Annotated in this window: 12 protein-coding genes; all 12 read right to left on the bottom strand. The window is 71.5% G+C overall.

The genetic code is table 11. The annotated features are described in order from the left end of the window. A partial coding sequence (gene narJ, locus ABWK99_RS05840) for a nitrate reductase molybdenum cofactor assembly chaperone (RefSeq protein WP_372593762.1) occupies positions 1-489 on the bottom strand: 489 nt, incomplete at its 3' end. A gap of 53 nt (positions 490-542) precedes the next feature. Beyond that, positions 543-2,252, bottom strand: coding sequence for a nitrate reductase subunit beta (gene narH / locus ABWK99_RS05835; RefSeq protein WP_372593761.1), 1,710 nt, complete (start codon positions 2,250-2,252; stop codon positions 543-545). A 51-nt stretch (positions 2,253-2,303) separates the two neighbouring features. Further along, positions 2,304-6,020, bottom strand: a complete 3,717-nt coding sequence (locus ABWK99_RS05830) for a nitrate reductase subunit alpha (protein WP_372593760.1) — start codon at positions 6,018-6,020, stop codon at positions 2,304-2,306. 64 nt (positions 6,021-6,084) lie between these two features. Further along, positions 6,085-7,392 carry an MFS transporter gene (locus ABWK99_RS05825; RefSeq protein ID WP_372593759.1) on the bottom strand — a complete coding sequence of 436 codons (1,308 nt, stop codon included), beginning with the start codon at positions 7,390-7,392 and terminating at the stop codon, positions 6,085-6,087. 114 nt (positions 7,393-7,506) lie between these two features. Further along, complete coding sequence (locus ABWK99_RS05820) at positions 7,507-8,229, bottom strand: helix-turn-helix transcriptional regulator (RefSeq protein WP_372593758.1); 723 nt, start codon at positions 8,227-8,229, stop codon at positions 7,507-7,509. Positions 8,230-8,323: 94 nt separating this feature from the next. Then, a complete protein-coding gene (locus tag ABWK99_RS05815; RefSeq protein WP_372593757.1) occupies positions 8,324-8,563 on the bottom strand; it encodes a MoaD/ThiS family protein in 240 nt (79 codons plus the stop codon). After that, positions 8,560-8,883 (bottom strand): DUF6457 domain-containing protein, encoded by a 324-nt coding sequence (locus tag ABWK99_RS05810; RefSeq protein ID WP_372593756.1) that lies wholly within the window; start codon positions 8,881-8,883, stop codon positions 8,560-8,562. The genes ABWK99_RS05815 and ABWK99_RS05810 overlap by 4 nt, the downstream gene beginning before the upstream one ends. Then, the gene (locus tag ABWK99_RS05805; protein ID WP_372593755.1) at positions 8,880-9,509 is read right to left on the bottom strand and encodes a molybdenum cofactor guanylyltransferase; all 630 of its coding nucleotides are present in this window, start codon (positions 9,507-9,509) and stop codon (positions 8,880-8,882) included. Before ABWK99_RS05805 ends, ABWK99_RS05810 begins: the two co-directional genes overlap by 4 nt. Further along, on the bottom strand, positions 9,506-10,003 hold the full coding sequence (gene moaC, locus ABWK99_RS05800) for a cyclic pyranopterin monophosphate synthase MoaC (protein ID WP_372593754.1): 498 nt from the start codon (positions 10,001-10,003) through the stop codon (positions 9,506-9,508). Before moaC ends, ABWK99_RS05805 begins: the two co-directional genes overlap by 4 nt. Beyond that, positions 10,000-11,229, bottom strand: coding sequence for a gephyrin-like molybdotransferase Glp (gene glp, locus ABWK99_RS05795; protein WP_372593753.1), 1,230 nt, complete (start codon positions 11,227-11,229; stop codon positions 10,000-10,002). The genes moaC and glp overlap by 4 nt, the downstream gene beginning before the upstream one ends. After that, on the bottom strand, positions 11,226-12,497 hold the full coding sequence (locus ABWK99_RS05790; RefSeq protein ID WP_372593752.1) for a ThiF family adenylyltransferase: 1,272 nt from the start codon (positions 12,495-12,497) through the stop codon (positions 11,226-11,228). Before ABWK99_RS05790 ends, glp begins: the two co-directional genes overlap by 4 nt. A 67-nt stretch (positions 12,498-12,564) precedes the next feature. Beyond that, complete coding sequence (locus tag ABWK99_RS05785) at positions 12,565-14,937, bottom strand: TIM-barrel domain-containing protein (protein WP_372593751.1); 2,373 nt, start codon at positions 14,935-14,937, stop codon at positions 12,565-12,567. Between the last annotated feature and the right edge of the window lie 22 nt (positions 14,938-14,959).

Genomic DNA, 14,959 nt, shown 5'->3' with positions numbered 1-14,959 from the left:
CGTCGCGCTGACGGCCGTCAGCGCGCCCGCGTACGGGGAGCCGGCGTCCAGGAGGGCCAGACGGAGCAGCTCGAGCCCTGCCCGGTGCTCCAGCAGGAGCCGGATCCCGGCCTGCCAGTTCTCCTCGCCGCCGCTCGCAGCGAACTCCAGCACGACGGCGAGGTGGTCGGGCAGCTCGTCGGGGTCGACCTCGAACCCGGCAGCCCGGTACGCCTGCTTGAAGGTCACGAGCGCCACACCGCGCTTGCGGGTGTCGCCGTAGGCGAAATAGGTGAGGTACAGCGCTCGCTGTCGCTTGAGGTCGAAGGTCGTGACGTACTCGGCCTCGAGCTCGGGCAGCGGACGGGACGCGAGGTGGTCCGTCAGCTCGCAAAGGGGACGAGCGAAACGGCCGTCGAGCTCGTCCACCGCGGCCCGGATCGTCGGCAGGAGGCCGAGAAGGTCCTCGCTCGGGTACTCCAGGAGCAGGGCGGCGACGCGATGGACCACGGCATGCTCGCGCGAGGCGGTCCTTCGAGCCTGGGCCGCGCGCGCCACGCGGTTCACGAGGCACCCCCCGGCCTGCTCGGCGCGTCGCCATCGTCGGGTGCACCGTCCTGGGGTGCGGACTTCGGCGGGAACAGCCCGGTCGGCTTCCCCCGGCCGTCCCAGTTGAGCAGGTTCACCTTCGCCTTCCGGCTCGAGGGGTCGGCGACCGTGTCGGTCGTCTGGCGTTGCTGGAGCATGTGGAAGTTCTCCACCGCGATCGGGTCCGTCCGGCCGGAGCCCTCGCCGAACGGCCCGGAGCCACCCATGCCCGGCCCGCCCTCGTAGTCGAGGGAGCACTCCGTCGCGAGCTCCTCGAGGCTGTGCGCCTGCTCGGCGTGCGCGCTCGGGATGACGTAGCGCTCCTCGTACTTCGCGATCGCCAGGAGTCGGTACATCTCGAGCATCGTCTCGGGCTCCATGCCCACCGATGCGGGGATGGCAGGGTTCGCCTCGCGCCCCATCGAGATGTCCCGCATGAACGACCTCATCGCCGCGAGCTTCTTCAGCACGGCGCTCACCGGTTCCGGGTCCCCCGCCGTGAACAGCTCGGCGAGGTACTCCACCGGGATCCGCAGCGTGTCGATGGCGGCGAAGAGGTTCCCGGAGTCCTCGGAGTCCTCCCCGGTCTCGGCGACGACGTCGACCACGGGCGACAACGGCGGGATGTACCAGACCATCGGCATCGTCCGGTACTCCGGGTGCAGCGGCAGGGCCACCTGGTAGGTGCTGATGAGCTTCCAGATCGGTGAGCGCTGCGCCGCGTCGACCCAGTCCCTGGCGATGCCGGCGGCCTCGGCCTCCCGGATCACCTCGGGGTCGAAGGGGTCGAGGAAGACCCCGCGCTGGGCGGCAAGGAGCTCGTGCTCGTCGGTGACCGAGGCGGCCTCGAGCACCTTGTCGGCGTCGTAGAGGACCAGCCCGATGTATCGCAGGCGGCCGACGCAGGTCTCGGAGCAGACCGTCGGCAGCCCGACCTCGATCCGCGGGTAGCAGAAGGTGCACTTCTCGGCCTTGCCCGTGCGGTGGTTGAAGTAGACCTTCTTGTACGGGCAGCCGGTGATGCACTTGCGCCAGCCGCGGCAGGCGTCCTGGTCGACCAGGACGATGCCGTCCTCCGACCGCTTGTAGATCGCGCCGGACGGGCAGGAGGCAGCACAGGACGGGTTGAGGCAGTGCTCGCAGATCCGCGGCAGGTAGAACATGAAGGTCTGCTCGAACTCGAGCCTGACCTTGTCGGAGACCTTCTGCAGCACGGGGTCGTTCGCGAGCAGCGCGGGAGCGCCACCGAGGTCGTCGTCCCAGTTGGCGCTCCAGGTCACGTTCATGTCCTGGCCGCTGATGAGCGACTTCGGCCGGGCGACCGGCGTGTGCTCCTGCAGGGGTGCGGTGGTGAGCGTCTCGTAGTCGTAGGTCCACGGCTCGTAGTAGTCGGTGATCGCCGGCATCTTCGGGCTGGAGAAGATCGTGAAGAGGTTCTTCAGCCGGCCACCGGCCTTGAGCTGGAGCCGACCGCGCTTGTTGAGCGTCCAGCCACCCTCCCAGCGCTCCTGGTCCTCGTAGGTCCGCGGGTAGCCCTGCCCGGGCCGGGTCTCGACGTTGTTGAACCACACGTACTCCGTGCCGCTGCGGTTCGTCCAGGCCTGCTTGCAGGTCACCGAGCAGGTGTGGCACCCGATGCACTTGTCGAGGTTCATCACCATCGACATCTGCGCCATGACTCTCATCGGGCGTTCCTCTCCGTCGTGGTGGTCGCGCGGGTCCCTCGGGCGGCCATCTCAGTACTCCACCGTCTGCGACCGCCGACGGATGACCGTCACCTCGTCGCGCTGGTTGCCGGTCGGGCCGATGTAGTTGAACGCGTAGGAGAGCTGGGCGTACCCGCCGATGAGGTGGCTCGGCTTGATGAGCACCCGGGTCAGCGAGTTGTGGATGCCGCCCCGCTTGCCGGTCGCCTCCGAGCGCGGGACGTCGATCAGGCGGTCCTGCGCGTGGTGCATGTAGACGGTGCCCTCGGGCATCCGGTGGGAGACCACGGCTCGCGCCACGACCACCCCGTTCCGGTTGACCGCCTCGATCCAGTCGTTGTCGTGGACGCCGATCTTGTCCGCGTCCAGGTTGCTCATCCAGACGGTCGGGCCACCGCGGGACAGCGACAGCATGAAGAGGTTGTCCTGGTACTCGGAGTGGATGGACCACTTGTTGTGCGGCGTGAGGTACCGCACCGTCACACCGACCTCGTCGACCGTCCCGATCGGCGACTCGCCGAACAGCAGCTGCATGTTCAGCGGCGGTCGGAACACCGGCAGCGCCTCGCCGATGTCCGTCATCCAGTCGTGGTCGAGGTAGAAGTGCTGGCGGCCCGTGAGGGTGTGCCACGGCTTGAGCCGCTCGACGTTGATCGTGAACGGCGAGTACCGGCGCCCGCCGTGCTCCGTGCCCGACCACTCCGGGGAGGAGATCACGGTGGCGGGTCCGGCCTGGGTGTCGGCGAAGGTGACCTGCTTGCCCTCGTGCTCGGCAGCGAGGTCCGCCATCGCCTGCCCCGTGCGCTTCTCCAGCGTGTGGAAGCCCTGGACGGCGAGCCGCCCGTTCGTCGTCCCGGAGAGCGCGAGGATCGCCTCGCAGGCGTGCACGTCCCGGGTGAGCAGGGGCCGTCCGTCGGCGATCCCGCCGCGGGTGCGGTGGGCCACGCCGTTCTTGCGGGCGAGGTAGTCGATCTCCTTGTCCACCGTGAAGGTCACGCCCTTGGTGGTCGCCCCGAGCGTGTCGAGCAGCGGCCCGAGAGCCCCCATCTTCGTCGCGACGGCGGCGTAGTCCCGCTCGACGACGACGAGCCTGGGCATCGTCCGGCCGGGGACCGGGGCGCACTCGCCGGCCTTCCAGTCCTGCACCACGCCGTGCGGGTTGGCCATCTCGTCGGGGGTGTCGTGCGTCAGCGGCACCGCGACGACGTCCTTGCGCACGCCCAGGTGCACCTCGGCCAGCTCGCTGAAGGTCCTGGCCAGGGTGTGGAAGGCGTCGAAGTCCGTGCGCGTCTGCCAGGGCGGGGCGATCGCCGGGGTGAAGGAGTTGACGAAGGGGTGCATGTCCGTCGTCGACAGGTCGTGCTTCTCGTACCAGGTCGCCGCCGGGAGCACGATGTCGGAGTAGATCGTGCTGCTCGTCATCCGGAAGTCCAGGGTGAGCAGCAGGTCGAGCTTCCCGGTCGGCGCCTCGTCGTGCCAGACCACGTCCCGGGGGCGGGAGCCCTCGGGGGCCTCCTCGGCGCGCAGGTTGTGATCGGTTCCGAGCAGGTGCTTGAGGAAGTACTCGTTGCCCTTGCCGGAGGAGCCGAGCAGGTTCGAGCGCCAGAGGGTCAGCACCCGCGGGAAGTTCTCCGGCGAGTCGGGGTCCTCGGCGGCGAAGCGCAGGCGTCCCGCCGTGAGCTCGGCCGGCACGTACTCGTCGACGGGGACGCCCGCGGCGGCCGCGTCGTCGGCCAGGGTGAGCGGGTTGCGGTCGAAGGTGGGGTACGAGGGCGTCCACCCCATGCGTGCCGACTGCGCGACGGCGTCGGCCGTCGACCGGTCGGCCAGGTGCCCGACGGCCTGGGTGGTGGAGATCGTGTCCGCGCCGAAGGCGTCGTAGCGGAACTGGTTGCTGTGCAGGTACCAGTAGGCCGTCTGGTTCATGTTCCGGGGCGGGCGTGACCAGTCCAGGGCGTTGGCGTACTGCGCGTGCCCGGTGACCGGGCGGACCTTCTCCTGCCCGACGTAGTGCGCCCACCCTCCGCCGTTGACGCCCTGGCAGCCGGTGAGCGTGGTCAGGGTGAGGAAGGTGCGGTAGATCGTGTCCGAGTGGAACCAGTGGTTCGTACCGGCACCCATGAGGATCATCGAGCGACCGCGGGACTCCTCCGCGTTCGCTGCGAACTCCCGGCCGATGCGCTCGGCCTTGGCCGCGGGGACACCGGTGAACTCCTCCTGCCAGGCAGGGGTGCACGGCTGGGAGGCGTCGTCGTAGCCGGTCGGCCAGGTGCCCGGCAGGCCCTCCCGACCGACTCCGTACTGGGCGAGGAGCAGGTCGAAGACGGTCGTGACCAGGTGACCCGCGACCTCGCGCACCGGGACCCCGCGCCGCAGCGGCCGGTCCGACCCGTCCAGCGCGTCGAAGCGCGTGAGGTCCACCTCCACGGCGGCGGGGGCCGCGCCGGTGCCGAGCAGGCTCAGCTCCGGGTCGACCTCACCGAGGTCGAGATTCCACCGCCCGGCGCCCTCGGGGCCGAAGCGGAACCCGAGGGACCCGTCCGGGACGACGGCCTCGCCGCTCGTGGCGTCGATGAGGACCGTCTTGAAGTGGGCGTTCTCGCTCTGCGCCTCGTCGCCCGGCAGGTCGGAGGCCGTGAGGAACTTGCCCGGCACGTAGGCGTCGCCGTTGCGCTCGAGCCGGACGAGGAACGGCAGGTCCGTGTACTTCTTGACGTAGCCCTGGAAGTACGGCACCTGGCGGTCGACGAAGAACTCCTTGAGCGTGACATGACCCATCGCCATCGCCAGCGCGCCGTCGGTGCCGGGCTCGACGGCGAGCCACTCGTCGGCGAACTTCACGTTGTCGGCGTAGTCGGGCGAGACCGCCACGACCTTCTGGCCCCGGTAGCGCGCCTCGACCATCCAGTGCGCGTCAGGGGTCCGGGTGACCGGCACGTTCGAGCCCCACATGATGAGGTAGCCGGCGTCCCACCAGTCCCCCGACTCCGGCACGTCCGTCTGGTCGCCGAACACCTGCGGCGAGGCGATCGGCAGGTCCGCGTACCAGTCGTAGAAGGAGAGCATCGGGGCGCCGATCAGGGCGTGGTAGCGCGCCCCGGCCCCGTGGGACACCATCGACATGGCCGGGATCGGGGTGAACCCGGCGATGCGATCCGGCCCGTAGGCCTTGATGGTGTGCACCTGCGCGGCGGCGACCATCTCGACCGCCTCGTCCCAGGTCGCCCGCACGAGCCCGCCCTTCCCGCGGGCCGCCTTGTACCGGCGCGCCTTCTCCGGGTCCTCGACGATGCTCGCCCACGCGGTGACCGGGTCACCCGTGCGGGCCTTCGCCTCGCGGTACATCTGGAGCAGGAGCCCCCGGACGTAGGGGTAGCGGATCCGGGTCGGTGAGTAGGTGTACCAGCTGAAGGCGGCGCCGCGGGGGCACCCGCGGGGCTCGTACTCGGGGCTGTCCGGCCCCACCGACGGGTAGTCGGTCTGCTGGGACTCCCAGGTGATGATGCCGTCCTTGACGTACACCTTCCACGAGCACGAGCCGGTGCAGTTGACGCCGTGCGTGGAGCGGACGACCTTGTCGTGGCTCCACCGGTCCCGGTAGAACACGTCGGCGTCACGGCCGCCGATCTGGTGCAGCGTGCGCAGGTCCGCGGACACCTCCCCCTTGCGCAGGTACCGGCTCAGCCTGAGCAGGACGTCGGAGGCGGGCCCGTCGAGACCGGCGGCCGGGGGGTTCGTGGGGTTCATCCGATGCTCCTTCGCGGGACCTGCTCCACCGTGGTCGTCACCGAGCCGGTGACCTGGGACTCGATCAGCTCGGCTTGGGGGCTCCCGGCCGGGCGTAGTAGTGCCACACGAGGCCGGTGCACACCGCGAAGTACACGGCGCAGCCGAGGAAGAAGGCCCGCGGGGCGACGATCGACAGACCGATGCCGACGAGGAACGGCCCGAAGGCCGCGATCGACGAGGTGAAGCCGATGACGCCGCCCGCCTGGCGACGCTCGAAGATCATCGGCATCTGCTTGAACGTCCCCGCGTTCCCGATCCCGGCGAAGAAGAACACCGCGAGCATCGCGAGGAGGAAGCCGGTGAACTGCCCGACCTCCGTCGGGCTGAGGAAGAGCACCGTCACCAGGGTGCTCACCGTCATGCCCACCCCGGCCACCAGGGTCCACACGGCGCCACCGAACCTGTCGCAGAGCGGACCCCACAGCGCGCGGGTGGCCGAGCCGATCAACGGGCCGAGGAAGGCGAACTTCAACGGGTCCGGCGCGTCGGCGAAGCTGCCGTACTCGTTGACGATGAGCAGCCCGAGCTGGGCGGCGAAGCCGCTGAACGCCCCGAAGGTCATGACGTAGACGGCGGTCATCACCCAGGTGTGCTTCTCCCGGAAGATGTCGAACTGCTGGCGGAAGTTCGCCTGGACCGGGACGCTGCGCAGGAAGAGGCCGGCGAGGACGGCGCCCAGGACCACCCAGGGGATGAGCACCAGCCCGGCGTTGTGCAGCCAGATCTCCGTCCCGTCGGTCTGCTGCTGCGGGGTGAGGGCTGTGGTGCCGAGCAGGCCGAAGCCCACCACCCACGGCGTGACGAACTGGATCAGGCTCACCCCGAAGTTGCCGACGCCGGCCTGGAGACCGAGTGCCGTCCCGGCCATCCGGCGGGGGAAGAAGTAGCTGGTCGACGGCATGAACCCGGAGAACGCACCACCACCGACGCCTGCGGCGGCCGCCAGGAGCAGGAGGACCACGTAGGGAGTCCCCGGGTCCCGGACCGCGAGGGTCCAGCCCACCATCGGCAGCAGCATGAGGGTCGCGGTCCCGCCGACGAGCGTGCGGGTGCCGAGGATCGGCGGCAGGAACATGTAGATCAGCCGCATGGTGCCGCCCGCGAGCCCGGGGACGGCCACCAGCCAGTACAGCTCCGTCTTCGACAGGTCGTAGCCGATGTCGTTGAGGCGCGGGGCGATCGCGCTGACCAGGTACCAGACCGCGAAGGCCAGCATCAACGTGTAGGTGGTGATCCACAGCGTCTGCCATGCGAAGCGCTTGTCCCAGTGGGCCTCGTCCTCAGGGTCCCAGGTCGCCAGGTCCACCGTCGGTCCGTGCATGACCGCCATGGGTTCTCCAGGTGCTGTCCGTGTCCGTCACCGTTGACGACGCCAGTCTGGAACGACTACCAGGAGGATTGCTACGAAAAGCGCCGCGACAAATGCATCCTCGTCCGGCCGGCCTCAGGCGATCACGGAGTCGTCTCGCCTGTTGAGATGAAGGACGCAGTGCTGCGGGCCGACGAAGGGGTCGAGGGACTCGGCCGTCCACGGGCCGCCCGCGGCCGAGAGGACTCCCCGAGCGATCCCGAGGTGGACGCTGCACACCACGTCCGTGTGCGCGCGCGCCAGGTCGAGGAAGGGGCAGTGCCTCAGGTGCACCTGCGAGCCGTCGGCGTCGACCTCGGGGGCGAACCGCAACTCGTCGAGGTGTGCCTCCAACGCCGCGAGCTGTGCGAGAGCGGGATCGCGCTCCGGCTCCGGGTGCCCTGCGCGGGAGGCGTGCCCCGAGGCGCCGGGTCGCGCCGCCCAGGACGCACCGAGCTCCTCACCCGCGTCAGCTGCCGCCTTCGCGCGCGAGGGGAGCGCCTTGCCGTAGCCGGCAAGGAGCACGGTGAGCAGCCGGGAGCGGAACCAGGCGTCGGCGTCGACCAACGCCTCCCGCTCGACGACGGAGTAGAGCATGTGGGGCCGCCCACGGGTGGCCCGCACCTCGGGTGCCTTCGTGACGAAACCCGCGGCGATCAGCCGGTCGAGGTGCTCGCGCACGGTGCTCTCGTGCAGGCCGACGTCGTCTGCCACCTCGGCCAGCGTCAACGGCCGAGCGCCCTGCTGCAGGGCGTGCAGGATCGTCACCCGGCTCGGGCTCGCCAACGCGCGGTAGGCGCTCACCGATCGCCTGTTCACGCTCTCATTATTCGCGGCGCGGGGCCCGTCAATCCGGGACCTCTGCCTGGGTGGGAGGTCCCCCGCGGGCATCCCACGGCGTTCGAACGATCGCTCAGCCGCCGGCGAAGGGCGGCAGCACGTCGACGACGATCCCGTCGTCGAGCCTCACGTCGTCGTCGTCGACCCGGACACCACCCGCCAGCAGCGCGCTCTGGGCGAGCACCCGACCCATGGCGGGCCCGTGGCTCGTGAGCAGGACCTCGCGCAGCGCGCCGACAGTGTCGACGTCGAGCCGTTCGGTGGAGGTCCCTGCCGCCTCGGCCGCGGCCGCGAAATGGCGGACGGTGATCATGCGTTCTCCTCGGTCGACTCACCGGCGTGCGCGTCACGGGTCGTGGCCCACTCGCGCGCCAGGTCGGTGACCCGCGCGGCGACCCGGTCCAGCTCGGCGCGATCCCGAGTCCCGGAGGCGACGGCCCAGCCGACGAAGAACCCTGTCAGCGGGACGGCCGGACGTGCCACACCGTGCGCGGTCTCCAGGCCGAGGTCCAGGACCGCCTGCAGGTCGACGGCGTCGGGGGTCACGTCGAACTCCTCGGTCAGCAACCTCACCCAGGACTCGAGGTCGTGCCGTACGGGTGGCTGCGCCGAGGGCTCGGTTCCTGCGCTCATGAGTCTCTCCTGGTCAGGATCGTGTCCAGCTCGGCGACATCTTCCCAGGTGTCCCCGTCGCGTGCGGCGCCGGTCAGGTCGGGGACGGGGCGGACGTCCAGCTGCTCGACCAGTCGTCGCATCGAGGCACCGTGCAGCCCGCCCGACGCGCGCAGGGTCGCGACGGCTGCCGCAAGGGCCGGGCGGCGGTAGACGGCGAGGAGGTACTGGCATCGGCCGTCGGCGTCGACCGCGGCGACGGCGTCGCACCCCGAGTGATCGGTCACGGGATCGAGTGCCTCCAGGAGGACCGGGACGATCCGGCCGGCGAGAGGCAGGTCGCAGGCCAGGACGAGAACCGGTACGTCGCCGCCGGGTCCCAGGTGGTCCAGACCGGCGGCCAGACCCGCAGCAGGGCCGCCGAACGGGGGGTCCTCCTGGACCCGCTCGGCACCCCGCGTGTCCAGGGTCGGCGGGCCCACGACGACGACCCGACGGGCCGCGGCCACCGCATCCAGGACATGAGCGAGCATCGGACGGCCGCCGACCGTCACGGCAGCCTTGTCGGTCCCGCCCAGGCGAGTGCCTCCGCCCCCCGCGAGGACGATCGCGTCCACGGCCCCCTGGTCGGCCGGTCCGCTGCTCATCCCGCGGCCTCGGGATCCGGACGGGTCCAGGTACCCGAGCGGCCGCCGGACTTGGCCAGCAGCCGGACGCCCACGATCTCGACGGTGCGGTCCATCCCCTTGACCATGTCGACGACGGCGAGGCACGCCACACCGACCGCGACCATCGCCTCCATCTCGACCCCGGTGCGATCGGCGGTGCGCACGGTCGCCCGCACCTCGACACCGTGGTCGACGATCTCGACGTCCACCGTCGCCCCGTGCACGCCGATCACGTGCGCCAGGGGAAGGAGCTCGGGCGTGCGCTTGGCCGCAGCGATCCCGGCGATCCGGGCCACGGCGAGCACGTCGCCCTTGGGGACCGTCCCGTCGCGGAGGGCCGCGACCACCTCCGGGGCGCACCGGACGCTGCCGGCAGCCGTCGCCTCGCGCACCGTCGGCGTCTTGGCGGTCACGTCGACCATCCGGGCGTGACCTGCGCCGTCGAGGTGGGTGAACGGGCCGGTCGCGGTCATGGGGTCCTCATCACAGGGAGCAGGTCGCCGGCGCGGACGCGCTCGACGTCGACCGGGACGACGGCGAGACCGTCGGCGCGGGCCAGGCCCGCCACGAGGTGGGAGCCGGACCCTCCCGAGACCGCGCGTCGCGCATGCAGGTCGGTGCCGCTGCCCTCGAGGACGACCGGCATGTACTGGGCGCGACCCTGCGGGGTCGACCACTCGTCGTCCACCGTCGCCAGGACCAGCTCCGCTGCGCTCGCGGGCCCGCCCGCGAGTCGCTCGATGGCGGGCCGGACGAAGACCTCGAAGGAGACGAACGCGCTGACCGGGTTGCCCGGGAGGGAGAGGATCGGCGTGCCGCCGGGGAGCGTCCCGAGGCCCTGAGGCTTGCCCGGCTGCATGGCGACCGTGACGAAGGCCGTGCCCGGCAGGGGTTCGAGCACGTCGCGCACCACCTCGTAGGCGCCCATGCTCACGCCACCCGAGGTGACCACGAGGTCGACGGCGCCGTCGAGGCGGTCGAGCACCCGCCTGAGCTCCAGCGGGTCGTCGGGGACCCCACCGATGCGCTGCACCTCGGCCCCGGCGCCGGCGGCAAGGCCTGCCAGCAGCAACGAGTTCGAGTCGGGGATCTGACCGCGCCCCGGTTCGACGCCCGGCTCCACGAGCTCGGACCCCGTGGAGAGCACGGCGACGACTACCCGCCGGTGGGTCGGCGCCGCGACGGCACCCACCGAGGCGAGGGCGGCGACCTGCCGAGGACCGAGCAGCGTCCCGGCCGGGACCACGAGGTCCCCGGCGCGGACGTCGTCGCCGACCGGCCGGATGTGGGCGCCGGGACGGGCCGCCGCGGAGACGACCACCTCGACCGTCCCGGCGTCGGTGACCTCGACGGACACCACGGCGTCCGCCCCGGGCGGCACGGGCGCCCCGGTCATGATCCTGGCGGCGGTGCCCGGCTCGACGACCGGTACCTCGGAGCTCCCGGCGGGCAGATCGGCCACGACCCTCAACCGGACCGGCACGACGTCGGCACCGACCGTGTCCGAGGACCGGACGGCGTAGCCGTCCATCGCGGAGTTGTCCCACCGGGGCAGATCGGTCCCGGCATGCAGGTCCGCTGCGAGCCACAGGCCGAGCGCCTGCGTCAGCGGCGTCTGCACCACGGGAACGGGAGCCATCAGCGCGAGGACGGCGGCGCGGTGCTCGGCGACGCTGCGCAGGGATCCTGTCGCCCTCATGAGGACTCTCCGTTCGTCCGGGCCGCCCAGGCGAGCATGCCACCCTCCAGGTTCGCGACCCCCGCGCGCCCCGTTCCCTGCAGGTAGCGCACGGCGACCTCAGAACGCACTCCGCTGCGGCACAGCACCACCACGGCCCGGTCCGCCGGAAGGGCGTCCAGGTGGTCGCCGGAGAGCAGGTCGGCCAGCGGGAGGAGGACGCTCCCGGGGATCGTCCCGGTCGCGTGCTCGGCGGGTTCACGCACGTCGAGCACCACGGGTGCCGGGTCGCCGGAGAGCAGGTCGGCGAGGGTCTCGGGGCTCACCACGGGCACCGATCCGCCGCCGTGCACCGCTGAACCCCCGTGCCCTGCTGCACCACCGCCCACCGCTGCACACCGATCTTCGGGCGCACGGCCGCGTTCGGCACGACCGGCGCGTGCACGCCCCTCCTCCTCACCGGGCGGACGACCGGCACCGACCAGGGGCACCTCTGCCCAGCGCTGGTCGAGCGCGTCCAGGACGGCCACCCGGCCCAGGAGCGGTCGGCCGATTCCCGTGATGAGCTTGACCGCCTCGGTGGCCATCGTGGAACCGACCTGCCCGCACAGGGCACCGAGCACCCCCGCCTCGGCGCACGACGGGACGGACCCCTCCTCCGGGGGTCGGGGGAACAGGTCCCGCAGCTGGACGGGAGCGGCACCGGACCCGCGCGGTGGCCGCCCCCAGAACACGCTGACCTGGGCGTCGAAGCGCAGGACCGAGCCCCAGACCTCCGGGAGACCGAGTCGGACGCAGGCGTCGTTGACGAGGTACCGCGTGGCGAAGTTGTCCGTCCCGTCGATGACGAGGTCGTACCCGCTCAGCAGGTCGACGTTCGCCTCGGTCAGCCGCAGGTGGTGCACGACGACGGAGATCGCCGGGTCGATGGCCGCGACGGCATCCGCGGCGTTGAGGGCCTTGGGCCGGCCGAGGTCCGCCACCCCGTGGATGACCTGACGCTGGAGGTTGGACAGCTCGACGACGTCGGAGTCGACGATGCCGATGGTCCCCACCCCCGCGGCGGCGAGGTACTGCAGGACGGGCGCGCCGAGTCCCCCGGCCCCGACGACGCACACGCGTGCGTTGCGCAGGCGGCGCTGCCCCAGGTCCCCCAGCCGAGGCAGCAGCAGGTGACGGGAGAAGCGCGCGACGTCGTCGGCGCTCAGGGCGGGTCCGGGCTCGACCAGGGGGGCGAGCCTCCCGGTCCGGGTGCCCGTGCCGGGATCCTGCGCGCCGTCCGCGTCCACTGCTGCTCCTTCTCGTGCGTTCGTGCGTTCGTGGGGTCGTGCGTTCGTCCGCTGGTACGGGTGCTGGTCAGTCGGCTCGGGCGAGCAGCACCTCGCCCACGGCGCGCACCACCGCCTGGTCGAGCCCGAGCCCGTCGAGACCGGAGAGCCGCTGGGCCAGCGTGCGCTCCCCCGTGGCCGCGGCCAAAGCGGCGACCTTGACCTCGTGCTCGATCTGGGCACGGTCGAGCACGGCGAAGACCGCCGCGTCGACGTCATCGGCCCGCAGCTGCGGTTCGCTGCCGATCTCGACCTCCAGCAGCGCGTCGAGCCGTACCCCTTCGACCGTGACGCGCAGCGCGGTGGCGGTGCGCTCCACCGTCGCCCCGACCGGCACGCCGTCCACGCGCACCACGGGTGTCTCGGTCTCCCCCACGGCGAGGAAGCTCAGCGTCCAGCGACGCACGGCCGGCACGCCGGCCCCGGTCCCCTGCGCCGGACCGACCGCGACCCGGCCCGCTGCCTGGTCGAACCGCAGGGCGGTCGTGGTGACGGCCGGCTCGACGCCGTCGTCGTCCTCCACGAGGTCGAAGGCGCCGTCCGCCCCCACGACGACGAGGACCTCCAGGTGCTCGGGTTGCGCCGTGCCGTTCGGCGGGACCTCCCGGGCGTCCAGCGGGACGATCGCCCCGGACCTCGCCAGAACGGGGATCGTCGTCAGGTCGCGGTGCAGGTGCAGACGACGGTCCCCGTCGTAGACCGTCCCGGTGAACAGGTCGACCCAGGTGCCGGCAGGCAACCACGCCTGCACGCGACCCAGCAGCGTCGACCGGTCCATGGGCCGGGTGATCGGCGCCACGACCAGCTCGGAGCCGAAGAGGAACTGGTGGGGCACCCCGTACGCCTCGTCCGCCTCCGGCCAGTCGTAGTACATCGGGAGCACGAGCGGAGTCCCACCGGTCGCCGCCCGGTGGTTCATCGTGCCGAGGTACGGGAGCAGCCGGTGCCGCAACCGCAGGAAATCCGTCATGATCCGCCCGGCCTCCGGCGAGAAGGACCACGGTTCCTTGGTGATGAAGGGGTTGGCCCCCGAGTGCAGCCGCATCAGCGGGGAGAACACGCCCAGCTGGACCCAGCGGGTGGAGAGCTCGTCGTCCTTGGTGCCGTGGAAGTGCCCGCCGATGTCGTGGCTCCACCAGCCGTACCCGATGTTCGCGGCCGTCGAGGTGAAGGACGGCTGGAAGGCGAGCGAGGCCCAGGTGATCACGGCGTCGCCGGAGAACCCGACCGGGTACCGGTGGCTCCCGGGGCCCGCGTAGCGCGAGAAGGTCAGTCCGCGACGGCCGTCCCGCGCCGAGTCGAGGTAGTGGAAGTGGTTGAGCATCCACAACGGGTCGATCCCCGCGATGCGGGAGTACGGGCCCGATTGCCAGTCGAGCCACCAGAAGTCGACCCCGTCCTCCTCGAGCCCGCGGTGCAGGACCTCGAAGTAGGCGGTGAGGAACTCTCGGTCGGTCACGTCGAAGGAGATCGGCTCCCCCGTGCTCGCGTCCCGACCGAGGGCAGCAGCCATCGCCGCATAGGGCTCCTCGTAGGAGCGGACGCCGTCGGCCGGGTGCACGTTGAGGGTGACCCGCAGGCCGTTCTCGTGCAGCCAGGCGAGGAACGCCTCCGGATCGGGGAACAGTTCGCGGTTCCAGGTGTAGCCCGTCCAGCCGCTGCCGTGCTCCGGTGCCACGTCGACCACGTGCCAGTCCATGTCGATCACGCTGACCGAGAACGGCACGCCCTCCGCGCGGAAGCGCTCGATCAGCGCGGTGTACGACTCGGCGGTGTACCGGTGGTACCGGCTCCACCAGTTGCCCAGGGCGAACCGCGGGAGCAGCGGCGTCGGACCGCTGAGCGCGTAGAACGCCCGGAGTGCGCCGTGGTAGTCACGGCCGTAGGCGAAGACGTACAGGTCGCGCCGCCCCTCGCTGCGCGTGCCGACCCAGCCGTCGTCCTCGAAGAGGAAGGACTCGGAGTCGTCGAGCACCGCGACGCCGGTGCGGGAGACCACCCCCGGCTCGAGGGGCACGGGCCCGTCGGCCTCGTCGAGGGTCCGCGCAGTCCCGCCGAGATCCGCCACCGGTCGTCCGAACCGCCAGACCGACTGGTAGTCGCTGAGCCCGCCCAGGGCGGACAGGCTCAGCCCGCTCGTGGTGAAGGGACCCTTGTCGTAGTCGAGCCGGAACCGGTCGGTGACGATCTCCAGGTGGTCACCCGCATCGAGCACCTGGAAGGACGGGACGGGCAGCTCGCGGTTGAGCGCGAAGGTCGAGGCACGGTCCTCGAACTCACCGTCGGGCGACCACTCCAGCCGGACCAGGCCCTCGGTGAGCACCGTGATCCGGTAGTGGTCCCCGCGGACGACGGCCGCGGGGTCGGCGGACGGGCGGGAGCCGAGGCGCGGGAAGGTCATGCGGTCATTCTCCACGGTGAGT

Source organism: Actinotalea sp. (assembly GCF_041597215.1).
GTDB lineage: Bacteria > Actinomycetota > Actinomycetes > Actinomycetales > Cellulomonadaceae > Actinotalea.
The sequence above is the reverse complement of the archived record's forward strand: the minus strand, read 5'-3'. Positions and strand labels throughout refer to the sequence as shown.